Source organism: Streptomyces sp. NPDC046716 (assembly GCF_040645755.1).
Lineage (GTDB): Bacteria > Actinomycetota > Actinomycetes > Streptomycetales > Streptomycetaceae > Streptomyces.
The window spans coordinates 19,452-43,411 of the sequence record NZ_JBEYYU010000036.1; the positions used below are offsets into that span (position 1 = coordinate 19,452).

The following is a 23,960-nucleotide window of genomic DNA, read 5'->3' on the forward strand; positions in this document are numbered from 1 at the left end:
GTACGGCCTTTCTACAGAGAGGGGGTGGTGGTGTCGCGGCGGCGCAGGAGCGCGTAGAGACCGGCGCCGAGCACGAACCCGACCGGGCAGGTCAGGTCGCCGACGCCGGGCCACCGGTCGGGCACCCAGCCGACGAACAGGGTCTGGTTGGAGAACAGCGGCACGGACACGGCGACCCCGGCGAGCAGCGCGATCAGTCCGCCGGCCTGCGTGAACGTACGGTCCTGGAGGCGGTCGGCGAGCGTCGTGTCGGGCAGGGCGCGCAGCAGATGCTCCATCAGGACGACGCCGAGCCAGGGCGCGATCCAGTACGCGATGACGAGCAGGAAGTTCTCGAAGGCGTGCCCGGCGTCGGCGAGCGAGGCCCAGCCCGCGGCGGTGCCGATCGCGCCGACGACGGCGACCAGGGCCGCCCGGTTCAGCCACCGCGGCAGCTTCAGGTCGAGGGAGGACAGCGAGACGGCCGCCGAGTAGACGTTCAGGGTGGCCGCCGCCATCGCGCCCAGGATGATCGCGACGAGGGTGAGCTTTCCGAGCCAGTCGGGGAGCTGCCCGGTGAAGGCGTCGGTGGGGGAGGCGCCGGCGGGCGCGGCGAGCGTGGCGGAGGCCGCGCCGATCACGGAGACGACGGAGACCGAGACGAACAGGCCGAGCCCCGCGTACCAGGCGGTGGCCCGGCGCGAGGTGGTCGCCGGGAGGTAGCGGGCGTAGTCCGAGGCGCACGGGTTCCAGCCCGCGGTGAAGCCGAAGCAGGCGGAGAAGGCGAGCAGGAACCCGCCGAAGCCGCCGCCCGAGCCGGAGCCCGACAGGTCGGCGTCCAGGAAGACCCACACCCCGGCGAGCAGGAAGATCGCGCAGAGGACGGGGAACGCGTACTTCTCGAACCGGTGCACCAGGTCGTGCCCGACGTAGCCGATGACGACTTCCAGGACGACGAGGATCAGCAGGCTCGGCAGCGGGGCGAGCCCGGTCAGCGAGTTCAGGGCGAAGGCGCCGCCGACGGTGTTCACGGCGAACCAGCCGACCCCGGAGACGAACGCGTTCACCGCGGACGGCAGCGCGTTGCCCCGGAACCCGAAGGACAGCCGCCCGATCACCATCTGCGGGACGCCGAAGCGCGGCCCGTCCGTCGACAGCACCCCGTGCGCCAGCGAGCCGAGCCCGGCGCCGAGCACCAGCGCGGCGACGGCCGGCCAGAAGCTCAGGCCGAACGCGGAGACGGAGAGCACCCCGATGAAGACGGTGGCGAAGCCGACCTGGGGCGAGGCCCAGGTCCACAGCAGCTGGCGGGGCGAGCCGTGCCGGCGCTCGGGCGGCACGGGGTCGGCCCCGTGCTCCTCCACGGCGAGTCGCTTCTCGGGCGGCGTGCTCTGGTCGGGGACGTGCGGGGATCTGGACATGGGCCTTTACGGGGGCGAGGTGCGGAGGAGGGGGTTCCTCTTCCAGTGTGCGGGATGCCGATTCCGCACCGCACCGGGCCCCGGCGGGTCAGTCCGTGCCCTGCTCGCCCTCACGGCGCCGCAGCTCCTCCTCGCGGCGGCGCAGATCGGCCTCCCAGTCCTTGAGCAGCGCCTCGTCCTTCTTGTTGTCCTCGCGCAGGGAGGCGAGGAACTCGGGGTTGTCGTCGGGCGCCACGTACTGGGTGCGGTGGTTGCGGTGCCACTCCGAGGGGGTGCGGCCGCCCTGCGGGGGCGTGCGCTGCTTGCCCGCGGCCAGCCACGCGATCGGACCGACGATCCAGAACAGCAGGATGATGAAGACCCAGGCGATCTTCGGCAGGTGCTTCGCCTCGTCCTCGGGTGTGTTCAGGCAGTCGATGAACGCGTAGATCGTCAGGGCCAGCGGGATCAGGAACATCAGGACCCGGAGCATGGTGTGCGCTTCCCCCAAGATGCGATGGGGCGCCCATGCGGCCCCCCGGTGACCGGGCCAGGGTAGCGGTTGCCGGATACTGGACGGCATGGCTTACGACGATCTTCGCTCCCTGCTCCGGGCGCTGGAGCGCGAGGGCGACCTGCAGCGCATCAAGGCCGAGGTCGACCCGTACCTGGAGGTCGGTGAGATCGTCGACCGGGTGAACAAGGCCGGCGGCCCGGCCCTGCTCTTCGAGAACGTGAAGGGCTCCGCGATGCCCCTCGCGATGAATGTCTACGGCACCGACCGCAGGCTCCTGAAGGCGCTCGACCTGAAGTCGTACGACGACATCAGCGACAAGATCGGCGGCCTGCTCAAGCCCGAGCTGCCCCAGGGCTTCGTCGGGATGCGCGAGGCGTTCGGCAAGCTCGGCGCGATGACGCACGTACCGCCGAAGAAGGTGAAGGACGCCCCGGTGCAGGAGGTCGTCCTCACCGGCGACGACGTCGACCTGGAGAAGCTCCCCGCGCTCTTCACCTGGCCCGAGGACGGCGGCTCCTTCTTCAACCTGGGGCTCACCCACACCAAGGACCCCGAGTCCGGCGTGCGCAACCTCGGCCTGTACCGCCTCCAGCGCCACGACAAGCGCACCATCGGCATGCACTGGCAGATCCACAAGGACAGCCGCAACCACTACCAGGTCGCCGCCAAGCGCGGCGAGAAGCTGCCCGTCGCCATCGCCTTCGGCTGCCCGCCCGCCGTGACCTACGCGTCGACGGCGCCGCTGCCCGGCGACATCGACGAGTACCTGCTCGCCGGGTTCATCCAGGGCAAGCGCGTCGAGATGGTCGACTGCAAGACCGTCCCGCTCCAGGTCCCGGCCAACGCCGAGGTCGTCATCGAGGGCTGGCTGGAGCCGGGCGAGATGCTGCCCGAGGGCCCCTTCGGCGACCACACCGGCTTCTACACGCCGCAGGAGCCGTTCCCCGCCCTGACGATCGACTGCGTGACGATGCGGAAGCGTCCGCTCCTCCAGTCGATCGTCGTCGGCCGCCCGCCGACCGAGGACGGCCCGCTCGGCCGCGCCACCGAGCGCTTCTTCCTGCCGCTGCTCAAGGTGATCGTCCCGGACATCGTCGACTACCACCTGCCGGAGTCGGGCGGCTTCCACAACTGCGCGATCGTCTCGATCGACAAGAAGTACCCCAAGCACGCCCAGAAGGTGATGAGCGCGGTCTGGGGCGCGCACATGATGTCGCTGACCAAGCTGATCGTCGTCGTCGACTCCGATTGCGACGTCCACGATCTTCATGAAGTCTCGTGGCGGGCGCTGGGCAACACGGACTACGCCCGCGACCTGATGATCACCGAAGGGCCCGTCGACCACCTCGACCACGCCTCCTACCAGCAGTTCTGGGGAGGCAAGGCCGGAATCGACGCCACGAGGAAGTGGCCCGAGGAGGGCTACACACGGGACGGAGGCTGGCCCGAGATGGTCGTCTCCGACCCCCGGACGGCGGCGCTCGTCGACCGCCGCTGGAAGGAGTACGGACTCAAGTGAGCAGCGCCTCAGCAGCGATCCCGCAGCAGCCGGGCCGGACCAGGGCGTTCCTGCGCCTGGTGATGATCGAGCACTCGGTGTTCGCGCTGCCCTTCGCCTACATCGCGTCGCTGACCGCGATGTTCGAGCTGGACAAGAACATCCACTGGGGGCGGCTGCTCCTGGTGACGATCTGCATGGTCGGCCTGCGCACGTTCGCGATGGCCGCCAACCGGATCATCGACCGCGAGATCGACGCCCGGAACCCGCGCACCGCCCACCGCGAGCTGGTCACCGGCGCGGTCTCGGTGAAGTCGGCGTGGACCGGCGCGCTGATCGCGCTCGTCGTCTTCCTGGGCGCGGCGGCCCTGCTGAACCCGCTCTGCCTGGCGCTGGCCCCCATCGCCGTGATCCCGATGGTCGTCTACCCGTACGGCAAGCGGTTCACGAACTTCCCGCAGGCCATCCTCGGCCTCGCCCAGGCGATGGGCCCCGTCGGCGCCTGGATCGCGATCACCGGCTCCTGGTCCTGGGACGCGGTCATCCTCGGTCTCGCGGTCGGCATCTGGATCGGCGGCTTCGACCTGATCTACGCCTGCCAGGACGTGGAGACCGACCGCGAGGTCGGCGTGAAGTCCGTCCCCGCCCGCTTCGGCATCCCCGGCGCGATCTGGGGCGCCCGCGCCTGCCACACCGTGGTGACGGCCCTGTTCGTCTGGTACGCGCTCGCGACCGGCGCCGGCGCCTTCTTCTGGCTGGGCCTGGTGATCGTCGCCGCCGCGTTCCTGTACGAGCACACCATCGTCAAGCCGCACGACCTGTCCCGCCTGAACCGGGCCTTCTTCCAGGTCAACGGCTTCATCGGGATCGCCCTGTTCGTGTGCGCGCTGCTCGATCTGCTGGTGCGGGGGCTGACGGTCTAGCCCTCCGGGCCCTTGAGGCGGGCCCTTGAGGTGCGGCGCCGGTCAGACCACCTGCTCGGCGCCGCCGTCCGTTCGCAGCAGCCGCAGGAACGCCTTGAGCCCGGTGATGATCTCCTGGTTGTCCGTCAGCCGGTTCACCACCGACTCGAACTCCCGGCTCATCGCGTCGAGGCGCTGGTCGGTGCGGTCCGCGCGCTGGTTCGCCGAGATGCCGACCACGTCGAGCGCCTCGTGGATCCGGGCGAGCGAGCTGTACGCCTCCTCCGCCATGTGCTCCAGGGCCAGGGTGCCGTTCTTCAGGTCCGTGACCTCCTTGCGCACGGCGGCGATGTCGTCGCGCGGATGGCGCACCTCGCGGTCGAGGGTGACGAGCCGCCGGCGCAGCGCGGAGAAGTAGGCGCCCGCCGGCCGGAAGAACGTACTGAGCAGATAGCAGCCCGCGAGCCAGTAGCCCGCTTCGCGGCCGGTGGCCAGCGCGACGGCCACCGCGGCCGCGCCCGTGAACAGATGGGCGCCGATCGCCGTGCGCAGCATGACCTTCGCGATCCGGGCGGCCTCCGCGTCCCGGTCGTCCGGGACGGCGAGCCCCTTCTCCCGGCTGACGCCCGCCTCGTGCACCACGGAACGGGCCCGGAAGTAGAGGTTCCACGGAACGGTCAGCAGCAGCACCAGCCACAGCAGGCACAGCGCGCCACCGACGGCGAGCAACAGTGTCTCGGCCGGTACGCCGAGCACGTGGACCAGGACGAGCGCGACGACGGACGCCACGCCGCACACCACCAGGTAGCGGAGCTTCATGCCCCCACGGTGCGCCGCGCCGCAGGAGCGGCACATGCGTACGGGTACTCAGCGGCGGCCGGCCGGGTACTCAGCCGGTGGGCCGGAGCTCGCTGGGCGGCCGGGGCGGTCTGCGCAGGGCGAACGCCGCGCCCACGCCCGCGATCAGGCCGATCAGGTGGCCCTGCCAGCTGACCCCCTCGTTCGCCGGGGAGAGGCCCGCCAGGATGGTCGTGCCCCAGTACGCCGCGATCAGCAGGCCGACCACGATGCCGAGCGGCCGGCGCTCCACGAAGCCGCTGAGCAGCACGAAGCCGAACAGGCCGAATATCAGGCCCGACGCGCCCGCCGTGTTCGTGTGGCCGGGGGCCACCAGCCACACCCCGAGACCGTCCGCGACGATGATCAGCGCGCAGGCCAGGAAGAAGCGGCGCAGCCCCTGGAGCGCGGCGACGAAGCCCAGGACCAGCAGCGGCACCGAGTTCGCCGCGACGTGGGCGAAGCCGAAGTGGACGAAGGCCGCCGGGATCACATCGACCAGCTCGGAGGGCTCGCGCGGCTGTATGCCGAAGGTGTCGAGGGCGTGCCCGGACGCCACGTCGACCGCTTCGAGCACCCACAGCAGGGCCACCCAGGCGACCATCACCTTGCCCGCCGCCAGCGCGCGGTCGCCCGCGGTCCACTTCTTGTCCTGCCGTGCGTCGTACGCCATCCCAGCCCCGTCCCCCCGGACCCCGCCCGTCATGACTCACAACGCCCGCGGCCCCTGGTCAAGTTCCCCCATGAGCATGCCGGATAGGCTCGGGTGTGTGGAGCACGTCAACGCAACCAGCCGCACACCCTGGGTCGTCGGGGTGTCCGGCGCGTCAGGAACCCCGTACGCCGCTTCGGTGCTGCGCGCCCTGCTGCGGGCCGGAGAGGCCGTCGACCTGGTCGTCTCGCGGGCGTCGCGGCTCACGCTGCTCGACGAGACCGGTATCGCGTTCCGGGACGCGCACTGGCGCGAGGACCTGGGGGAATGGCTGGCGCGGGGCGCGGACGGCAAGCCGGGGACCTTCACCGGCCTCGATCTGAGCGACGTGCGGTACTGGGCCGCGGGTGATCTCGCGGCCGGTCCGTCCTCCGGGTCGTACCCGGTCAAGGGCATGATCATCGTGCCCGCCTCGACGGCGTGCGTGGCCGGGGTCGCGCTCGGGCTCTCCAAGGACCTGCTCCAGCGCGTCGCCAGTGTGACGCTGAAGGAGCGGCGGCCGCTGGTCCTCACCGTGCGCGAGACGCCGCTGAACGGGCAGACCCTCCGGCACCTGGTGACCCTGGACGACGCGGGCGCGGTCGTGCTCCCCGCCGCACCCGCCTTCTACGCGGGGGCGACACACATCCAGGACCTGGTGGACTTCGTCGCCGGGCGGACGCTGGACGCCGCGGGAGTGCCGCACACGCTGTTCCGCCGCTGGGAGGGAGAGCTGGGCGGAGGCTCCCGCGAGGACTAGCGGGGGAGGCCCTCATCTCGGCTGAACTTTAGAACTTGCTGGGCGTTTTCCCTTCCAGCCTTGGATTTCACACGTAAACTCGCGTTACCGCTGAATAATGAAAGGCTTTGGACCTATGGACGCCGTGGACAGGCAGCTCATCCAGGCCCTGCGCGAGAACGGCCGCGCCTCGTATGCGGAGTTGGGCCGTCTCGTCGGCCTGTCCGGGCCGAGCGTCACGGACCGCATCAACCGCCTGGAGGCGGCCGGCGTCATCACCGGCTACCGCGCCACCGTCGACTCGGCCTCGCTCGGCCTGGGCGTCACCGCGCTCATCGGCATCTCGCTCTCCGACGCCACCGACCACGAGGACGTGGCCCAGCGCCTGAAGGACCTGCACGAGATCGAGGACTGCTGGTTCATCGCGGGCGACGACTCGTACATGCTCAAGGTGCGGGCCAGCGACGTCGACGGCCTGGAGCGGACCATCCGCCGGCTCAGCGGCACCAAGGGCGTCTCCCGCACCCGCACGACGATCGTGCTGTCCACCAAGTGGGAGAACCGGGTCGGGGAGCTTCCCGAAGAGGCGTGAGCGGCCCCGTCGGAGCGGGGGCGTACGGTGGGCGGAGTTTTTGATTGAGGAGAGGTACGGGCATGGACGCAGGGCTCAAGCGCGAGCTGGAGCAGAAGGTCGCGGACGGGGAGCGGCTGTCCCGTGAGGACGGCATCGCGCTCTACGAATCGGACGACCTGGCCTGGCTCGGCGGCCTCGCCCACGAGGTGCGCACGCGCAAGAACGGCGACGTCGTGCACTTCAACGTGAACCGTCACCTCAACATGACGAACGTGTGCACCGCCTCCTGCGCCTACTGCTCGTTCCAGCGCAAGCCGGGCGAGAAGGACGCGTACACGATGCGCATCGAGGAGGCCGTCAAGCTGGCCAAGGCGATGGAGTCGGAGAACCTCACCGAGCTGCACATCGTCAACGGCCTGCACCCGAACCTTCCGTGGCGCTACTACCCGCGCTCCCTGAAAGCCCTCAAGGAGGCCCTGCCGGACGTCGGCCTCAAGGCGTTCACGGCCACCGAGATCCACCACTTCGAGAAGATCTCCGGCCTCTCCGCGTCCGAGATCCTCGACGAGCTGATCGAGGCCGGTCTGGAGTCGCTGACCGGCGGCGGCGCCGAGATCTTCGACTGGGAGATCCGCCAGCACATCGTCGACCACGACACCCACTGGGAGGACTGGTCGCGCATCCACCGCCTGGCGCACGAGAAGGGTCTCAAGACCCCCTCGACGATGCTGTACGGACACATCGAGGAGCCCCGGCACCGCGTCGACCACGTGCTTCGCCTGCGTGAGCTCCAGGACGAGACCGGCGGCTTCCAGGTCTTCATCCCGCTGCGCTACCAGCACGACTTCGTCGACATGAAGGACGGCAAGGTCCGTAACCGCCTTCAGGAGCGGACGACGATGGCGACCGGCGCCGAGGCCCTGAAGACCTTCGCGGTCTCGCGCCTCCTCTTCGACAACGTGCCGCACGTGAAGTGCTTCTGGGTCATGCACGGCCTGCACACCACGCAGCTCGCGCTCCAGCACGGGGCCGACGACATGGACGGCTCGGTCGTCGAGTACAAGATCACGCACGACGCGGACAACTACGGCACGCCGAACAAGCTGACCCGCGAGGACCTGCTGGACCTCATCCGGGACGCCGGGTTCCGGCCCGTCGAGCGCAATACGCGCTACGAGATCATCCGCGAGTACGAGGGCGCCGATCCGGCCCGCCGGGATGAGCCGCAGCCGATGCGGGTCTGAGTTTTTTCGGCGCGTTGTCGAGTGCGGCTCGCGTCGTGGCCGGTCGCGCAGTTCCCCGCGCCCCTGGATGCGAGCTCCGCTCGCTTCAGGGGCGCGAGAAGCGGCCACCGGCCGTCACAGCAGCGGCAGCATCATGTGGATGTCGTCGCGGTCGTCGCCCGGGGCGACACGGATCGCGCCGGGTATGCGCCCGACCTCCTTGTAGCCGCACGCCGAGTAGAAGACATCGGCACCCGTACCGCCCCGGCACGTGAGCCGCAGCGCCTCGATGCCGTCGAAGCCGAGCGCCGCCTCCTGCGCGGAGGCCATCAGCGCCCGGCCGTACCCCTTGCCCTGGTGGGCGGGGTGGACCATCACCGTGTAGAGCCACAGGTGATGCCGCATCAGGCGGTGCTGATTGAAGGCCAGGAACGCCGTCGCTGCCACATCCCCCCGCGCGTCCCGCCCGACCAGCAACCGCACCCGCCCCTCCGCCATCCCGGCGAGATGCCGCACCAGCTCGGGCCGGACGTCGGCGGCGGTCACCGGGGGGACGAAGCCGACGGCCCCGCCCGCGTTCGAGACGTCCGCCCACAGCGCGAGCACGCCGTCGCGCAGGTCAGGGGTGACGGACGGATCGAGTTCGAAGCGCAGGGACATGCGATCGAGCCTAAAGGGTGACTTTCGGGCGCCCGGTCCGGGACCTTGGGCCGTAGGAGAACGTCAGAGCGCCGGAGCCGCCCGCACCCCGCGCCGCCGTCACGCGGGCAGCCAGGACGGCGTCGTCGTCCGCTCGGTTTGACCCGGTCGCCGGAACCTGGTGGCTCGACACCCTCTTCATGGCCGGCCCTTCATGTGGCTCGTCACCCTGTGGCCCGGCACCAACCCCTTCCTGGACGACCACTGGATGATCGCCCTCGTGCTGCTGATCACCGCGGCCACCGGCGCGGGCGGCTACTTCGGTCTCGGCGGGGCCTGGGCCCGGCTGCCGCTCGTCCGCGGGAACCGCCGGCTGATCTGAACCGATCCGGGCGGTCCGCGCCCCCGCCGACTTCGAGCGCTCCTCCGCGTGCTTCACTGGAGGAGCGCTCGTCCTGTAAGAGGACCTTTTCGGAACGGAAGAGTGGATTGACATGCTCCGCTACACGCTGATGCGCCTCGGGGTCTTCGTGGGCTGCTTCCTCGTCGTCTGGGGTCTCGTCGCCACCGGCATCGTCCCGCGCGGCCTGGGCGGCTCGAACTACCTCTGGATCATCCTGCTCTCCCTGGTGATCTCCGCGCCGCTCAGCTTCGTACTGCTGCGCAAGGAGCGCGACCGCGCCTCCGAGAAGATCGTCGCCCGCGTGGACCGCGCGAAGGCGAACATGGAGGCCAGCCGCACCATGGAGGACGAGGCCGACGACGCGGCCCGCGCCCACAAAGCCTGAGCCGTAAGTTACGTCACAGCACTCCCCGACCCCGGCACCGCACAGGTGCCGGGGTCGCCTGTGATTTCAAGGTAAATACGGCTTAAGGGGCATACGAGCTTCGCGTTCTCCCCAAAGAACCCCTTTGATGTTCCCAAAGCGCTGGTGTTAACGTTCCTGACATGAAGACATCAGCCGCGCACCGCACAGCCATGAGCGTTCCGCTCGTGGCGCGCCTGCATGTCGATCTCTGCCGCTGCATGTCCGCGGCCTGTCGCCTCTGACGCGACCATCCCGATGCAGCGGCGCCGTTGACCTCATCCCGCGGTCGCCGCTCCCGTACGTCCCGCACATCCCGCCTTGTCCCCGCGTGTCATCACTGGAGTGCTTCCGTGTCCGCGAACACCACCCCCGCCGACGCGAAGCCGGCCTCCCCGAAGTCCGGCTTCCGTATACCGAAGGTCCCGTTCTGGGCGCAGATCGTGGGCGGTCTCGTCCTCGGTGTGCTGCTCGGCTGGCTGGCCCGCAGCCAGGACATCTCCTGGCTCGTCACCACGCTCGACAAGATCGGCGGCATCTTCATCCAGCTCCTGAAGCTGGCCGTCGCCCCGCTCGTCTTCTTCGCGATCCTGGTGTCGATCACCAACCTGCGCAAGGTCAACAACGCCGCGCGCCTCGCGTCCCGCACCCTGCTCTGGTTCATGATCACGTCGCTGATCGCGGTCGCCATCGGCCTCGTCATCGGCCTGGTCACCAACCCCGGCTCGGGCACCGGCCTGACCCCGAAGGACGGCGGCAAGCCGGAGCACGCGGGTTCCTGGATCGACTTCCTCACGGGCATCGTCCCGACCGACGTCATCACCCCGTTCACCGAGCTGAACGTCCTGCAGATCGTCTTCATGGCCGCCGTCGCCGGTATCGCGATCCTCCAGATCGGCGAGAAGGCCAAGCCGATCCTGACCCTGTCGGAGTCGATCCTCGAACTCCTCCAGAAGGCCCTGTGGTGGGTCATCAAGCTGGCCCCGCTGGGCACCGTCGGCCTCATCGGCTACGCGATCGCCACCTACGGCTGGGACCTCATCAGCAAGTACGCGACCTTCACCGCGGACATCTACGTCGGCTGCGCCCTGGTCCTCTTCGGCGTCTACCCGCTGCTGCTCGCGTTCGTCGCCAAGCTGAACCCGGTCCAGTTCTTCAAGGGCGCCTGGCCCGCCATCCAGCTGGCCTTCGTCTCCCGCTCCTCGGTCGGCACCATGCCGCTCACCCAGAAGGTCACCGAGCGCCTCGGCGTCCCGAAGGAGTACGCGTCCTTCTCCGTCCCGTTCGGCGCCACCACCAAGATGGACGGCTGCGCCGCGATCTACCCGGCGATCGCCGCGATCTTCGTCGCGCAGATCTTCGACATCCAGCTCGGTGTCGGTGACTACCTGCTCATCGCCTTCGTCTCGGTGGTCGGTTCCGCCGCGACGGCCGGTCTGACGGGCGCCACGGTCATGCTGACCCTGACCCTGTCGACGCTGGGCCTGCCGATGGAGGGCGTCGGCCTGCTCCTCGCGATCGACCCGATCCTCGACATGATGAGGACGGCGACGAACGTCGCGGGCCAGGCGCTGGTCCCGGTGATCGTCTCCGCCCGGGAGAACATCCTGGACCGCGAGGCCTACGACCGCGCGACCTCGTCCCCGGTGGACGAGCCGCAGAGGGTGGCTGTCGCCGCCTGACGCGTCCCCCGGCTCGTACCACCCGCCGCACCGTGCCCCGCCCCGGACTTCCCGGGGCGGGGCACGGTCGTGTGCGGACGTAGGCTGAGCGCTGAACGGAGCACGGGGAAAGGCGGCTGGGGTGGGCGGCGACGGCAGGGCCGAGGCGGCGGCGCGGCAGAAGCGGTTGCCGCGGGCCGAGCGTGAGCGGCAGATGATGGACGCCGCGGTGCGGGTGTTCGGCGAGCGCGGTTACCGGGCGGCCTCGATGGACGAGATCGCCGAACTGGCGGGGGTCTCCAAGCCCTTGGTGTACCTCTACCTGAACTCGAAGGAAGAGCTGTTCACCGCCTGCATCCGGCGGGAGGCGGCCGCGCTGATCGCCGCCGTGCGGGCCGGAGTGCGCACCGACGCCACCGCCGACCGCCAGCTCTGGGAGGGGCTCACCGCCTTCTTCGCGCACACCGCCGGGCATCCCGACGGGTGGGCGGTGCTGCACAGCCAGGCGCGGTCGGGCGGAGACCCGTTCGTGGCCGAGGTCGGTGTGATGCGCGACGAGATCGTCGCCTTCGTGACGGCGCTGATCGCCGCGGCCGCCCGGGAGGCGCACGGCGATCCCGAACTCGCCGAGCGCGAGGTCACCGGGCTCGCCCAGGCGCTGGTCGGCGCGGCCGAGTCGCTGGCCGGCTGGGCCAACGCCGACCGGTCCGTCTCCGCCGGGGAGGCCGCGACGACCCTGATGAACTTCGCCTGGTCCGGGCTCGGCAATCTGATGGACGGGCGGCGCTGGTCAGCGCGGTAGCGCGGTGACCTCGCCGGTCAGATGGACCCGGTCGCCGTCCTTGCCCGACCGCAGTTCGAAGGCCGGTCCCCGTGCCGCGTACGTCACCGTGCCCGGCAGCAGCACCGGCGCCCTGAACCGTGCCTGTACGTGCACGGGCCCGCGCGCCCCGAACTCCGCCAGGCACCGGGCCACCGTCCACATGCCGTGCGCGATGGCGCGCGGGAAGCCGAAGGCGCGGGCCGTGAGCGGGTGCAGGTGGATGGGGTTGCGGTCGCCGGACGCCGCGCCGTAGCGCCGCCCGAGGTCGCCCCCGAGGCGCCACTCGGTGCCGCCCGGGAGCGGCGCCGCCTTCTCTTGCTCCTCCGGTGCCGGGGTGTCCGTCCTGTGCCGGGCGAGGTAGGTGCTGGTCGACTCCCATACGGGCGTCCTGTCCGTGTCGCCCGTGGGGCGCAGGGCGGTGACGACGACGGCCTCCGTGCCGCGGTGGTGGGGGCGCAGCTCCGGGATGCTCACGGTCAGTTCGTGGGTTCCGGTGGGGGACAGGTCCCGTTGCTGGGTGATGTCGATCGAGGTGTGCACCAGTCCCAGGAGCGGGAGCGGGAACGCGCGGGTCGACATCAGTCCCATGGCCAGCGGGAAGCCCAGGACGTGCGGGTAGGTGACGGGGAGTTCGGCGCGGCCGGTGGGGTAGGCGCAGACGCGCTCGTACGCCGTGAGGTGCTCCGCGCGGACCTGGAGCCCGGTGATCCGGGACGTGGCCTCCGGCGGTGGGGTGGTGGTGTTGCCGGGCCGCTTGAAGGGGGAGAGCACGGCGCCGCGCAGCATGAGGGGGAGCAGGGGTGGCGGTGAGGTCATGGTGGTGGGTCCTTGGGGTGGGTGGTTGAGTGCGGCTGTCGTTCTGGCTGGTCGCGCAGTTCCCCGCGCCCCTGTCGGGTCGTCGTTCGGTTGCGGGCCGGTGGGGGTCGCGTCCCGGGTCGTCGGTCCTCCGCGGGCCGGTGGGGGCCGCGTCCCGGGTCGTCGGTCCTCCGCGGGCCGGTGGCCGCTTCTCGCGCAGTTCCCCGCGCCCCTGAGGCATGCGCTCCGCGCAGCCTCCCCTGAGGCAGCGGCTCCGCCGCGCCTCTCCGCCGAGGTTCCGCACGTGGCGCGCCTCTCCGTCGAGGTGCGGCACGGGGCGCGCCTCTCCGCCGAGGCAGCGCACGGGGCACGCCTCTCCGCCGAGGTCCCGCACGGGGCACGCCTCTCCGTCGAGGTCCCGCACGGGGCACGCCTCTCCGTCGAGGTCCCGTACGGGGCGCGCCTCCCCGTCGAAGTGCCGCACGGGGCGCGCCTCTCCAACGGGGCGCCGCACGGGGCGCGCCCCTCCGCCCAGGTTCCGCATGTGGCGCGCCTCTCCAACGGGGCTGCGTGCGAGGTGCGCCTCTCTTGATGAGATGGCGCACGAAGTGCGCATCTCAGGGGCGCGGGGAACTGCGCGACCAGCCACGACGAGAGCCGCACTCGATCGACGGCCCAGGGGCGCGGGGAACTGCGCGACCGGCCACGACGAGAGCCGCACCCGATCGACGGCCCAGGGGCGCGGGGAACTGCGCGATCGGCCACGACGAGAGCCGCACCCGATCGACGGCCCAGAGGCGCGAGCAGCCCCGCTCACGTGGGTGCCCGGAAGCAGCGGAGCGTCAGGCGCCCAGAAGGCTCTGACCGCAGACCCGCACGATCTGCCCGTTCACGGCACCGGACGTCGCGAACCAGGACGTCGTCTCGGCGACGTCCACCGGAAGCCCGCCCTGCCCGAGGGAGTTCATGCGCCGCCCCGCCTCCCGGATGAACAACGGCACCGCCGCCGTCATCTTGGTCTCGATGAACCCCGGCGCGACGGCGTTCACGGTGACCCCGTGCTCGGCCAGCGCGCGCGGCGCCAGCGAACGGACGAGCCCGACGATGCCCGCCTTGCTGGCGGCGTAGTTGGTCTGCCCGGAGTTGCCCGCGATCCCGGCGATGGAGGCGGTGGCCACGACGGCCCCGCCCCGCCGCACGGCCCCCGCCTTGAGGAGCGAGTCGGTCGTGCGGAGCACACTGGCGAGGTTGACGTCGAGCACCGAACTCCAGCGCTCGGCGGGCATGTTGGCGAGCCGCCGGTCCCGGGTGATGCCCGCGTTGTGGACCAGCACGTCAAGACCGTCGGGCACGAACTCGGCGATGCGTTCACCCGCGTCCCCGGCCGTGATGTCGAGCGGCAGCGCCCGCCCGCCGAGCCGCTGAGCGACCTTGCCCAGGTCGGCCTCGGCGGACGGCACGTCGAGCAGCACGACCTGCGCCCCGTCGCGGACGAGCGTCTCGGCGACGGCCTCGCCGATCCCGCGCGCGGCGCCGGTGATCAGCGCGGTGCGCCCGGCGAGCGGCCGCGCCCAGTCCCCGGGAGCCGCCAACTCGGCTCCGGAGCCGTCGACTTCGACGACCTGCCCGCTGACGTAGGCCGACTTGGGGGAGAGCAGGAAGCGCAGGGTCGACTCGGCGCCCGCCACCGGACCCGCGACCCGCACCAGGTTCACGGTCCGGCCGCGCCCGATCTCCTTGCCGAGCGAGCGGACGAACCCCTCGAGGCCCTGCTGCACGGCCGCCTGATGGTGGTCGTCGGCCGACGGCCGGGCGCCGAGCACGACGACGCGGCCGCCCGTCGCGACGGACCGTACGACGGGGTGCAGCGCGGCGTGCACCTCGGCGAGCGCGTCGACATCGGCCACGGCGGTGGCGTCCACGACGACGGCGGCGGGACGCTCCGCGGTGGCGGAGACCGTGAGTCCGGTCCCGCTCAGAATCCCCGCCAGCTCGTCCTCGTACGCGGACGATCCCGCCGTGACGTGCAGCAACGGCCCGTCCAGGGTGGGGTGTTCGGCGGTGAAGCGGCGCAGCGGCGCGGGTTGCGGCAGCCCGAGGCGTTTGGTCAGGAAGCGGCCCGGGGCCGTGCCGGTGAAGTTCAGATAGCGGTCGGCCATTGTCCAACTCCCTGCTCGGTCGTAAATTTACTTCGGAGTAAGGTTACTCAGTAGTCAGGAGTTGTCGAGATGGCCCCAGCGAAAACCGCGAAAACCCCGGCGAGCCCGGCGGCGGGGGTGCCGCGTCGCGTCGCCGTCGTCGCGGGCAGCCGGATCCCCTTCGCCCGCTCCGACGGCCCGTACGCGACCGCGTCGAACCAGCGGATGCTGACGGCGGCGCTCGACGGTCTCGTGGAGCGCTGCGCGCTGCAAGAGCCGGGCGCAGTAGGCGAGTTCGTCGCCGGAGCGGTGCTCAAGCACAGCCGGGACTTCAACCTGGCGCGCGAGACCGTGCTCGGTTCCGCCCTCGATCCGCGCACCCCCGCGTACGACATCCAGCAGGCCTGCGGCACCGGCCTGCAAGCCGTGATCGCCGCCGCCAACAAGATCGCCCTCGGCCAGACCGAGAGCGCGATCGCGGGCGGCTCGGACACGGCGAGCGACGCCCCGCTCGGCGTCAACGACGAGCTGCGCAAGATCCTCCTGGAGGCGCGCCGGGCGAAGTCCGCGGGCGCCCGGCTCAAGGCCCTCGCCCGGATCAGGCCCGGCCACCTCGTCCCCGACATCCCGCGCAACGCCGAGCCGCGCACCGGTCTGTCGATGGGCGAGCACGCCGCGGTCACCGCCCGTGCGTGGGGCATCGCGCGCGAGGTCCAGGACGAACTGGCCGCCACCAGTCACCAGCGGCTCGCCGCCGCGTACGACCGCGGGTTCCTCGACGATCTGGTCGTGCCGTTCGAGGGACTCGAGCGGGACCAGAACCTCCGCCCCGGCTCGACCGTCGAGAAACTCGCCACGCTCAAGCCGGTGTTCGGCGCCAAGGACCCCGGCGCGACGATGACGGCGGGCAACTCGACGCCGCTGACGGACGGCGCCGCCGTCGTCCTGCTGGCGAGCGAGGAGTGGGCCGAGGCCCGCGGGCTCGCCCCGCTGGCGTATCTGACCGCGTACGAGACGGCCGCCGTGGACTTCGCCGGTGACGGCGGGGACGTCGCGCGCGAGGGCGGCGACGGACTGCTCATGGCGCCCGCGTACGCCGTGCCCCGGATGCTGGAGCGGGCCGGGCTCGGCATCGAGGACTTCGACCTGGTCGAGGTGCACGAGGCGTTCGCCTCCCAGGTGCTCGCCACCCTGGCGGCCTGGGAGAAGCAGGGTCTCGCGCCGGTCGACCGGGAGCGGCTGAACGTCGCCGGTTCCTCCCTCGCCACCGGCCACCCGTTCGCCGCGACCGGCGCCCGCATCGTCGCCACCCTCGCCAAACTCCTCGCCGAGCGCGAGGGTCCGGGCCGCGGCCTGATCTCCGTCTGCGCCGCGGGCGGCCAGGGAGTGACCGCGATCCTCGAACGCGCATAGGGCCTAAGGGGCTTGGGGATCCAGCTTCAGCATGGCCTCCTCGTCCGGGGAACCGGCCGGTGCCTGGTACGCCACCAGGCGCTGGCCGCCGGTCCTGGCCAGCTGCATGACCTCGTACGTCAGGGTCATGTCGCCCGCCTTCGGGTGGGCGAACGTCTTGGTGCCGCCGCTGCGCTCCTGCACGTCGTAGCGGTCCCAGATGCGGGTGAACTCCGGTGACTTGAGCAGGAGTTCGCCGACCAGCGCGGTCAGTCGCGGGTCGTCCGGGTCGCCGCCCGCGATGGCCCGCAGATGCGCCACCGACTTGATCACCGTCTCCTCCCACGGCACGTACAGCTCACGGCCGACCGGGTGCAGGAAGAGATAGCGGGTGATGCTGCGCTCCTCGGCCGGCCAGTCCCACAGGCCCGGCAGCAGACGGCGGCCCGGCGCGTTCGCGGCGAGCATGACGTTGTAGCGGTTGACGACGTACGCGGGCATCGGCCGCAGCGCCTCCAGCATCCGCAGCACCGACGGGCGCACGGTGTCGTCGTCGGTGGCGCGCGGCGCGCCGGGCTCGGACGGGCGGCCCGAGGCCAGTTCGGCCAGGTCGTGCAGCCGCTCGTAGGCGTCGCCGCGCAGGCGCAGGGCGCGGCCGATGGCGTCGATCACGGCCGTCGACGGGTTCGTCTCGCGGCCGCGCTCCAGACGCGTGTAGTAGTCCACGCTGACCCCGGAGAGCGTGGCCAGCTCCTCGCGGCGCAGGCCCGGGGTGCGGCGCAGCCCGGTGCCCGCGGGCAGGCCGGCGTCGGCGGGGGTGACCTGGGCCCTGCGGGCCCGCAGATAGCGGCCCAGTTCCGTGGTTTCAGCCATGTGTTCCATTCTCCACGGCCGATCGGCGCGGTGAGGGGGTGTGTCAGGGCCAGGAACGCGGCGCCCCGGTGAAGTGCGGCCTGCCACCTTCGCGCCGCCGGTCCCACAGTGGTGGTCGTAGCGAGTGGCCGGGGGCTCCGGGCCCAGGGAGTGCACGTCACAGGGCCGCGGCCCGGCGCCCCCGCCCACTCGCCCGCAACGGAACCGACCGGACCCGCAGCCGACCGTCCGGACCGACCTGGAGGCCCGCGTGACCATCGCCACCGCCACCCCCACCGCCCGCGTGGCGCCCGCCGTCGAGGCCGTACCCGGCCGCAGGCCGCCCGCCGTCTTCGCCCTGATCGCCGCGCTGCTCGGCTTCACCGTCATCACCATCGACGTCTCCGCGGTGAACATCGCGCTCCCCGCCATCGGCACCTCGCTCAGCGGCGGCATGACCGGCCTGCAGTGGGTCGTCGACGCCTACACGCTGCTCTTCGCCGGTCTGATGCTGTCGGCCGGCGCGCTCGCCGACCGGGCCGGGGCGCGCCGGGCCTACGCGTTCGGCATCGGCCTGTTCACCCTCGCCTCCCTCGCCTGCGGGCTCGCCCCCGGGATCGGCGCGCTCGTCGCGGCCCGGGTGGTGCAGGGCGCGGCGGCGGCCGTCGTCATGCCGGCCTCGCTGTCGCTGATCCGGCAGGCGTACGACGACGCGCGGCACCGGGCGCGGGCCATCGCGCTGTGGACCGTGGGCGGTTCGGTCGCCATGGCGGCCGGTCCCGTGCTCGGCGGGGTGCTGACCGAGTCCGTCGGCTGGCGGGCCGTGTTCTTCCTCAACCTGCCCGTCGGCGCGGCCATCCTGGTCCTGCTCGGCAAGGTCGCGCCGTCGCCGCGCCGCCCCGCTCCGATCGACGTTCCCGGGCAGGTCACGGCCGTGCTCGCGCTGGCCGGGCTGACCTTCGCCGTGATCGAGGGCGGGCACGCGGGCTGGACCTCGGTGCCGGTGCTGGGCTCGCTCGGCCTCGCCGTGCTCGCCGCCGTCGCCTTCCGGGCCGTCGAGCGGCGGCACCGGGCGCCCGTGGTTCCGCCGGCCATGCTGCGCGACCGCACCGTCGCCGTCTCCCTCGCCGTCGGCTTCGCCGTGAACCTCGCCTTCTACGGGCTCGTCTTCCTCCTCGGGCTCTACCTCCAGCAGGCGCGGGGCATGTCGGCGCTCTCGGCGGGGCTGGTCTTCGTGCCGCTCGCCGCGATCATCACCTCCACGAACCTGGTCTCCCCGCGCGTCGCCGAGCGCATCGGCCGGCGGTCCGTCATCGTCATCGGCCAACTCGTCCTGGCCCTGGCCATGTTCGTCCTGCTGCCGCTCGACGCCGGTACGCCGATGTGGCTGGTGCTGCTGCTTCTGGTGCCGACGGGGCTGGGCGGCGCGTTTGCGGTCCCCGCGCTGACGGCTCTCCTGATGGACTCGGTGCCGGGGCCTCGGGCGGGCATCGCCTCCGGTCTCCTGAACGCGCTCCGGCAGACCGGTGGGGCGCTGGCCGTGGCGCTGTTCGGGTCGCTGGTGGCGGGCGCCGGGTTCTCCGTGCCGGGCATGCGGGTCAGTTTGATCATCGCGGGGTCGGTACTCCTCGCGACGTCCCTCCTGGCCCGGCTGTTCCTCCCGCCCAAGGGCGACTGACGGCACGACGCCGTCCCCGAGCCCGCCTCTCGCGCAGTTCCCCGCGCCCCTGTCGGGTCGTTGTTCGGTTGCGGGCCGGTGGCCGCTTCTCGCGCAGTTCCCCGCGCCCCTGTCGGGTCGTTGTTCGGTTGCGGGCCGGTGGGGGTCGCGTCCCGGTTGGTCGTTCATCCGCGGGCCGGTGGCCGCTTCTCGCGCAGTTCCCCGCGCCCCTGAGGCATGCGCTCCGCGCAGCCTCCCCTGAGGCAGCGACTCCACCGCGCCTCTCCAACGAGGCAGCGCACGGGGCACGCCTCTCCGCCGAGGCAGCGCACGGGCCGCGCCTCCCCAACGGGCCTGCGTACGAGGTGCGCCTCTCTCGATGAGATGGCGCACGAAGTGCGCATCTCAGGGGCGCGGGGAACTGCGCGACCGGCCACGACGAGAGCCGCGCTCGACGGACGGCCCAGGGGCGCGGGGAACTGTGCGACCGGCCACGACGAGAGCCGCGCTCGATCGGCGGCCCAGGGGCGCGGGGAACTGCGCGACCGGCCACGACGAGAGCCGCGCTCGATCGGCGGCCCAGGGGCGCGGGGAACTGCGCGATCAGCCACGACGAGAGCCGCGCTCGATCGGCGGCCCAGGGGCGCGGGGAACTGCGCGACCGGCCACGACGAGAGCCGCGCTCGACGGACGGCCCAGGGGCGCGGGGAACTGCGCGACCGGCCACGACGAGAGCCGCACCCGATCGACGGCCCAGCGGCGCGAGGAGCCGCGACGGCCGGCACCCCGACCCACTACCGCCCGCGGAGCGAAGCGTGGGCGTAGCGCCCCGGCGGCACCCCCACGACCCGCTTGAAGTGCCGGGTCAGATGCGACTGGTCGTAGAAGCCGACGTCGGCCGCGACCTCCCCGGCAGGCCGCCCGCCCAACAGCAGCCGCCGAGCCCGATCAACCCGCCGAGCCATCAGATACTGATGCGGAGCGATCCCGTACGCGGCACTGAACGACCGCACCAGATGAGCCGGATGCGCCCCCAGCAACCGCGCCGCCTCCTCCAGCTCCACCCCGTCCACCACCCGCGCGTCGAGCAACTGCCGCAGCCGGTCGGCGACCCGCCGGTCCACCGCGGGCCGGAGCACATCGCCGGAGGCGGGCCGCAGCCGCTCGCGCAGCCGTTCCCCCACGAGAGCCAGCCGCGCCGAAGCCTCCAGCTCGTCCCCGGGCCGCCCCAGCACGGTGTGCAACTGCCCGATCCGGTGCCGCAGCAGCGGATCGGCCAGATCGGGGGAGTCGGCGGCGGCCCCGACCAGCGAGTTGTCGAGGGGGCCGTCCTCCGACGCCTCCAGATACAGCACCCGCTTGCGGAAACCGTCCGGCGTCGCGGCCGAACCGTTGTGCGGGACACCGGGCGGCAGCAGCGAGACCGTGCCGAGCGGGGTGCCGTGCTCGTGCCGGTCCAGGTCGTAGCGGACCGCGCCCTCGTCGACGATCAGCAGGGTCCACGTGTCATGGACGTGCATCGGATAGGAGTGGCGCGTGAAATGGGCGTGGAAGACCTCCGCGACGCCCTTCACCTCGGGGCGCCACGCGGTGATCCGGTCCGGATCCGTGCCACGTCCCGCCATGCAAAGAACGTACAAGACGCGGACCCGCCCCGCGCGGGAGTCTCACGGCATGAGCACCGACCACGACACCGCCGCCCCCGTCCGCTTCGACACCAAGATCGCCGTACTGCTCCGGGACGACCTGGAGACCTGGCAGCGGCTGAACGTGACCGCGTTCCTGGTCAGCGGACTCGGCTCGCAGCTGCCCGAGGTGATCGGGGAGCCGTACGAGGACGCCGACGCCACCCCGTACCTGCCGATGTTCCGCCAGCCGGTGCTGGTCTTCGAGGGCGGCAAGGAGACGCTGACGTCGGCCCACGCCAAGGCGCTGCAACGGGGTCTGCCGCGCGCCGTGTTCACCTCGGACCTGTTCACGACGGGCAACGACCGCGACAACCGGGCGGCCGTACGGGCCGTGGCCACGGACAGCCTCGACCTGGTCGGCATCGCCGTGTACGGGCCGAAGAACGCGGTCGACAAGGTCCTGAAGGGCGCCCGGATGCACCCGTGAGCCGCGGCTACGCGACTCCCGCGAGCCGCAGCAGCGCGGTGACGGCGGCCGCCCCCACGACCACCACGGCGAACGGCGCCCGCCGCCACGCGAGCACCCCGCCCACCAGCACCCCGGCGGGCCGCGCCCACCCGGCGAACCCGTGCCCGGCCATCAGTGCCCCGGTGGCGAGCAGCGCGACGAGCAGCACAGTGGCGCCGCTCGTCAGCAACTCCTGTACGCGGTCGGGGAGTTGCACCCGGCCGTGCAGAAGGGGCCCGGCGAGCCGGAAGGCGTAGGTGCCGGCGGCCAGTGCCAGTACGGCGATGAGCTGCGCGTTCATGCCGACCTCCGGACGAACATCAGTCCCGCGAGGGCGAGCAGTACCGGCACTCCGGTCGGCACGAAGGGGGTGGCGGCGACCGCGAGCACGGCCCCGGCCGCCGCGGCCCGCCGCACGCCCCGGCCGTCGCGCAGTGCGGGCAGCACCAGTGCGAGCAGCACCGCGGGGAAGGCGGCGTCGAGCCCGAACCGGTCGGTGTCGCCGAGCGCGCCCCCGGCCACGGCGCCCGCGGCCACGCTCAGGTTCCAGGCGGCGAAGAGGCCGGCTCCCGAGACCCAGAAGGCGGTCCGGCGCCGGGCGGGACCGCTCTGGGCGAGCACGAACGCGGCCGTCTCGTCGGTCACCAGATGCGCGCCGACGAGCCGCGCCGGCCAGGACCGCCCGAGCACGTCGGCGACGGCCAGACTGAACGCGGCGGTGCGGGTGTTGAGCAGCAGCCCGGTCGCGGCGGCGGCGACCGGACCACCTCCGGCGACCAGCACCCCCACCGTGCTGAACTGCGCCGACCCCGCGAACACGATCAGCGACATGACGATCGGCAGCCAGACCGGCAGCCCGCCCGCGACGGCGATCGCGCCGAACGACAGACCGACGACGCCGTCGGCGAGGCAGACGAGCACGACATCACGGAGCAGCGGTCGATCGAGCACCCAGCCCCCGCGCCCTGTTCGCTCTGCTGGGTCGATCGTTCGGTGTGGCGAACGCATGGAAGTGAGCATGCGCGCACGCTCGTACGTTCGTCAAGCCGAACGTTACGATCGCCGCAGCGAACACTGTCGTACGGGAGCCTCGTCATGACCCAGCCGGACACCCCCCGCAGCAACGGCCTGCCCCTCGACCGGATCGCCGCGGCCCTGCGCCGCGAGCGCACCCGGGCGGGGCTGTCCCTCTCGGAGCTGGCGAAGCGGGCGGGCATCGCGAAGTCCACGCTGTCCCAGCTGGAGGCGGCGCACGGCAAGCCCAGCGTCGAGACGCTGTGGGCGCTGGGCGTCGCCCTCGACGTGCCGTTCAGCACGCTGGTCGACCCGGTCGCGCCGGCGGTCCAGGTGATCCGCGCCGGCCAGGGGCCCGCCGTCCCCTCCGACCAGGCCGACTACGCCGCGACGCTGCTCTCCGCGAGTCCGCCGGGGGCCCGCCGCGACCTCTATCACCTGGCCGTGGAGCCGGGTTCGGTGCGCGCCTCCGATCCGCACATGCCCGGCACCACCGAGCACATCGTCGTCGGCAGGGGGCGCCTCCGCGCGGGCCCGGCCGACGCCCCGGTCGAACTCGGCCCCGGCGACTACCTCGGCTACCGGGGCGACCTCCCCCACATCTGCGAGGCCCTGGCCCCCGGCACCACCTGCATCCTGATCATGCAGCACACGTAGGGGGAGGCTGCGCTTGCGTCGCGGAAGCGGCCACCCGCCGTCACTTCTTCTTCGGCCGCAACAACTGCTCCCGCAAGAACGTGAGTTGATGCGAGGTCTCCACGGCGCGCCCCTCGTCCAGCGTCGTCATCGCCAACAGCAGCGCATCGGCCACCACCAGCGCGGTCAGCGCCTCCGCGGTGATGCCGGTCGGCGTGTGCGGGGCGGTGAGGACCGCGTCGACCCGCCCTCCGTACCGCTCCGCCAACTCGTCCGTCACCAGCACCACCCGCGCCCCGACCGCCCGCGCCCGGTCCACGACCACGGTGAGTTCGGCGAGATCGCGCCCGGGCTGGAAGATCACCACGGCGTCCCCCTGCCCCACCCCGAGCAGCCGGTCCGCCAGGGCGAACCCGGTGTCGCCCAGGAAGCGCGCCCGCCGCCCGATCCGCCCGAGCGCCAGCGCCAGATGCCGCGCGGCCAGCTCGGAGGCCGCGACCCCGTAGCAGTGGATCTCACCGGCCTGCGCCAGGATCCCCACCGCCTCCCGCAGTGCGTCCCCGGGGGTCAGCCGTCGCGCGTGCTCGATCCGCTCGGCGGCCTCGTCGAACACCTCGCCCCAGATGCCGTCCAGGTCCTGCCCGACATGGGCGATCCGCCGCTTGAGGCGCTCCTCCGGAGCCACCACGGACGTGAAGTCGTTCGCCAACTCCCGCTTCAGGGCGGGCAGTCCGGCATAGCCGAGCCGTTGCAGCGTGCGCACCACGCTGGCGTTGCTCGTGCCGCTCGCCGTGCCCAGCTCCTGCGCCGACGCGAAGAGCAGCGACTCGGCGGGCGCGCTCACCAGGTACTGCGCCACCGCCCGCTCGGACGTCGACAGCCCGTCCCACCGTTCGCGCACGACCGCCCGCAGCCGCGCGACCCCGTCGGTAATTTCCATTACAGGTATTGACTCTCGTGTGATGGCCGTTACTCTCCTGGTCAATGCATTCCAAGTGGAGAGCGCTTCGTAATCAACATTACAGACAGCTGTGCAGGCAGCGCTGGACGA

26 protein-coding genes are annotated in these 23,960 nt (G+C 72.0%); 14 read left to right on the top strand and 12 right to left on the bottom strand.

Going from position 1 to position 23,960, the window contains the following annotated elements:
- Positions 1-11: 11 nt before the first annotated feature.
- Positions 12-1,400 (bottom strand): cytosine permease, encoded by a 1,389-nt coding sequence (locus ABZ930_RS25330; RefSeq protein ID WP_361551878.1) that lies wholly within the window; start codon positions 1,398-1,400, stop codon positions 12-14.
- 88 nt (positions 1,401-1,488) lie between these two features.
- A complete protein-coding gene (locus ABZ930_RS25335) occupies positions 1,489-1,872 on the bottom strand; it encodes a PLD nuclease N-terminal domain-containing protein (protein WP_361551881.1) in 384 nt (127 codons plus the stop codon).
- An 88-nt stretch (positions 1,873-1,960) separates the two neighbouring features.
- Here ABZ930_RS25335 and ABZ930_RS25340 point away from each other — a divergent pair, with 88 nt between their 5' ends.
- The gene (locus tag ABZ930_RS25340; RefSeq protein ID WP_361551883.1) at positions 1,961-3,415 is read left to right on the top strand and encodes a menaquinone biosynthesis decarboxylase; all 1,455 of its coding nucleotides are present in this window, start codon (positions 1,961-1,963) and stop codon (positions 3,413-3,415) included.
- Entirely contained in the window at positions 3,412-4,317 is a 906-nt protein-coding gene (gene mqnP / locus ABZ930_RS25345) for a menaquinone biosynthesis prenyltransferase MqnP (protein WP_111665242.1), read from the top strand. Before ABZ930_RS25340 ends, mqnP begins: the two co-directional genes overlap by 4 nt.
- 42 nt (positions 4,318-4,359) lie before the next feature.
- Here the strand turns inward: mqnP and ABZ930_RS25350 are convergent, their stop codons facing one another.
- Both ABZ930_RS25350 and ABZ930_RS25355 read right to left on the bottom strand, forming a co-directional pair.
- A complete protein-coding gene (locus ABZ930_RS25350; protein WP_361551886.1) occupies positions 4,360-5,115 on the bottom strand; it encodes a hypothetical protein in 756 nt (251 codons plus the stop codon).
- A gap of 70 nt (positions 5,116-5,185) precedes the next feature.
- Positions 5,186-5,806 carry a rhomboid family intramembrane serine protease gene (locus tag ABZ930_RS25355; protein ID WP_361551889.1) on the bottom strand — a complete coding sequence of 207 codons (621 nt, stop codon included), beginning with the start codon at positions 5,804-5,806 and terminating at the stop codon, positions 5,186-5,188.
- Between the two features lie 97 nt (positions 5,807-5,903).
- Here ABZ930_RS25355 and ABZ930_RS25360 point away from each other — a divergent pair, with 97 nt between their 5' ends.
- The 3 genes from ABZ930_RS25360 (at position 5,904) to mqnE (ending at position 8,381) form a co-directional block, all read left to right on the top strand.
- Positions 5,904-6,584: a UbiX family flavin prenyltransferase gene (locus ABZ930_RS25360; RefSeq protein WP_361551892.1), complete on the top strand. Its 681-nt coding sequence runs from the start codon at positions 5,904-5,906 to the stop codon at positions 6,582-6,584.
- Positions 6,585-6,699: 115 nt separating this feature from the next.
- Complete coding sequence (locus ABZ930_RS25365) at positions 6,700-7,155, top strand: Lrp/AsnC family transcriptional regulator (RefSeq protein ID WP_353944073.1); 456 nt, start codon at positions 6,700-6,702, stop codon at positions 7,153-7,155.
- 62 nt (positions 7,156-7,217) lie between these two features.
- Positions 7,218-8,381, top strand: a complete 1,164-nt coding sequence (gene mqnE / locus ABZ930_RS25370) for an aminofutalosine synthase MqnE (RefSeq protein ID WP_361551895.1) — start codon at positions 7,218-7,220, stop codon at positions 8,379-8,381.
- Positions 8,382-8,495: 114 nt separating this feature from the next.
- Here the strand turns inward: mqnE and ABZ930_RS25375 are convergent, their stop codons facing one another.
- Positions 8,496-9,020 (bottom strand): GNAT family N-acetyltransferase, encoded by a 525-nt coding sequence (locus tag ABZ930_RS25375; RefSeq protein WP_361551898.1) that lies wholly within the window; start codon positions 9,018-9,020, stop codon positions 8,496-8,498.
- A 193-nt stretch (positions 9,021-9,213) separates the two neighbouring features.
- On the opposite strand from ABZ930_RS25375, the gene ABZ930_RS25380 reads away from it, so the two are divergent.
- The 4 genes from ABZ930_RS25380 (at position 9,214) to ABZ930_RS25395 (ending at position 12,268) form a co-directional block, all read left to right on the top strand.
- Positions 9,214-9,381 carry a hypothetical protein gene (locus tag ABZ930_RS25380; RefSeq protein WP_361551901.1) on the top strand — a complete coding sequence of 56 codons (168 nt, stop codon included), beginning with the start codon at positions 9,214-9,216 and terminating at the stop codon, positions 9,379-9,381.
- Positions 9,382-9,493: 112 nt separating this feature from the next.
- On the top strand, positions 9,494-9,787 hold the full coding sequence (locus ABZ930_RS25385) for a DUF4229 domain-containing protein (protein WP_361551904.1): 294 nt from the start codon (positions 9,494-9,496) through the stop codon (positions 9,785-9,787).
- Positions 9,788-10,158: 371 nt separating this feature from the next.
- Positions 10,159-11,487, top strand: coding sequence for a dicarboxylate/amino acid:cation symporter (locus tag ABZ930_RS25390; protein WP_361551907.1), 1,329 nt, complete (start codon positions 10,159-10,161; stop codon positions 11,485-11,487).
- 193 nt (positions 11,488-11,680) lie between these two features.
- Positions 11,681-12,268, top strand: coding sequence for a helix-turn-helix domain-containing protein (locus tag ABZ930_RS25395; RefSeq protein ID WP_361552048.1), 588 nt, complete (start codon positions 11,681-11,683; stop codon positions 12,266-12,268).
- Here the strand turns inward: ABZ930_RS25395 and ABZ930_RS25400 are convergent.
- Entirely contained in the window at positions 12,257-13,105 is an 849-nt protein-coding gene (locus tag ABZ930_RS25400) for a MaoC/PaaZ C-terminal domain-containing protein (protein ID WP_361551910.1), read from the bottom strand. The genes ABZ930_RS25395 and ABZ930_RS25400 overlap by 12 nt on opposite strands.
- A 283-nt stretch (positions 13,106-13,388) precedes the next feature.
- Between ABZ930_RS25400 and ABZ930_RS25405 the strand changes: the two genes are divergently transcribed.
- On the top strand, positions 13,389-13,676 hold the full coding sequence (locus ABZ930_RS25405; protein ID WP_361551913.1) for a hypothetical protein: 288 nt from the start codon (positions 13,389-13,391) through the stop codon (positions 13,674-13,676).
- Positions 13,677-13,926: 250 nt separating this feature from the next.
- On the opposite strand, the gene ABZ930_RS25410 is transcribed toward ABZ930_RS25405, so the two are convergent.
- A complete protein-coding gene (locus tag ABZ930_RS25410) occupies positions 13,927-15,243 on the bottom strand; it encodes a 3-oxoacyl-ACP reductase (RefSeq protein WP_361551916.1) in 1,317 nt (438 codons plus the stop codon).
- Between the two features lie 69 nt (positions 15,244-15,312).
- Between ABZ930_RS25410 and ABZ930_RS25415 the strand changes: the two genes are divergently transcribed.
- Positions 15,313-16,635 carry an acetyl-CoA C-acetyltransferase gene (locus ABZ930_RS25415; RefSeq protein WP_361551919.1) on the top strand — a complete coding sequence of 441 codons (1,323 nt, stop codon included), beginning with the start codon at positions 15,313-15,315 and terminating at the stop codon, positions 16,633-16,635.
- Positions 16,636-16,638: 3 nt separating this feature from the next.
- Here the strand turns inward: ABZ930_RS25415 and ABZ930_RS25420 are convergent, their stop codons facing one another.
- The gene (locus tag ABZ930_RS25420) at positions 16,639-17,487 is read right to left on the bottom strand and encodes a helix-turn-helix transcriptional regulator (RefSeq protein ID WP_361551922.1); all 849 of its coding nucleotides are present in this window, start codon (positions 17,485-17,487) and stop codon (positions 16,639-16,641) included.
- 250 nt (positions 17,488-17,737) lie between these two features.
- On the opposite strand from ABZ930_RS25420, the gene ABZ930_RS25425 reads away from it, so the two are divergent.
- Positions 17,738-19,144 carry an MFS transporter gene (locus ABZ930_RS25425; protein WP_361551925.1) on the top strand — a complete coding sequence of 469 codons (1,407 nt, stop codon included), beginning with the start codon at positions 17,738-17,740 and terminating at the stop codon, positions 19,142-19,144.
- Positions 19,145-19,917: 773 nt separating this feature from the next.
- On the opposite strand, the gene ABZ930_RS25430 is transcribed toward ABZ930_RS25425, so the two are convergent.
- Positions 19,918-20,748: an AraC family transcriptional regulator gene (locus ABZ930_RS25430; protein WP_361551928.1), complete on the bottom strand. Its 831-nt coding sequence runs from the start codon at positions 20,746-20,748 to the stop codon at positions 19,918-19,920.
- 49 nt (positions 20,749-20,797) lie between these two features.
- On the opposite strand from ABZ930_RS25430, the gene ABZ930_RS25435 reads away from it, so the two are divergent.
- On the top strand, positions 20,798-21,238 hold the full coding sequence (locus ABZ930_RS25435; protein ID WP_361551931.1) for a DUF2000 domain-containing protein: 441 nt from the start codon (positions 20,798-20,800) through the stop codon (positions 21,236-21,238).
- A gap of 7 nt (positions 21,239-21,245) precedes the next feature.
- Here ABZ930_RS25435 and ABZ930_RS25440 read toward each other — a convergent pair whose 3' ends face one another.
- A complete protein-coding gene (locus ABZ930_RS25440; protein ID WP_361551934.1) occupies positions 21,246-21,560 on the bottom strand; it encodes an AzlD domain-containing protein in 315 nt (104 codons plus the stop codon).
- Entirely contained in the window at positions 21,557-22,267 is a 711-nt protein-coding gene (locus ABZ930_RS25445; RefSeq protein ID WP_361551937.1) for an AzlC family ABC transporter permease, read from the bottom strand. Before ABZ930_RS25445 ends, ABZ930_RS25440 begins: the two co-directional genes overlap by 4 nt.
- 87 nt (positions 22,268-22,354) lie before the next feature.
- Between ABZ930_RS25445 and ABZ930_RS25450 the strand changes: the two genes are divergently transcribed.
- The gene (locus ABZ930_RS25450; protein WP_361551940.1) at positions 22,355-22,930 is read left to right on the top strand and encodes an XRE family transcriptional regulator; all 576 of its coding nucleotides are present in this window, start codon (positions 22,355-22,357) and stop codon (positions 22,928-22,930) included.
- 40 nt (positions 22,931-22,970) lie between these two features.
- On the opposite strand, the gene ABZ930_RS25455 is transcribed toward ABZ930_RS25450, so the two are convergent.
- Entirely contained in the window at positions 22,971-23,849 is an 879-nt protein-coding gene (locus ABZ930_RS25455) for a MurR/RpiR family transcriptional regulator (RefSeq protein WP_361551943.1), read from the bottom strand.
- Between the last annotated feature and the right edge of the window lie 111 nt (positions 23,850-23,960).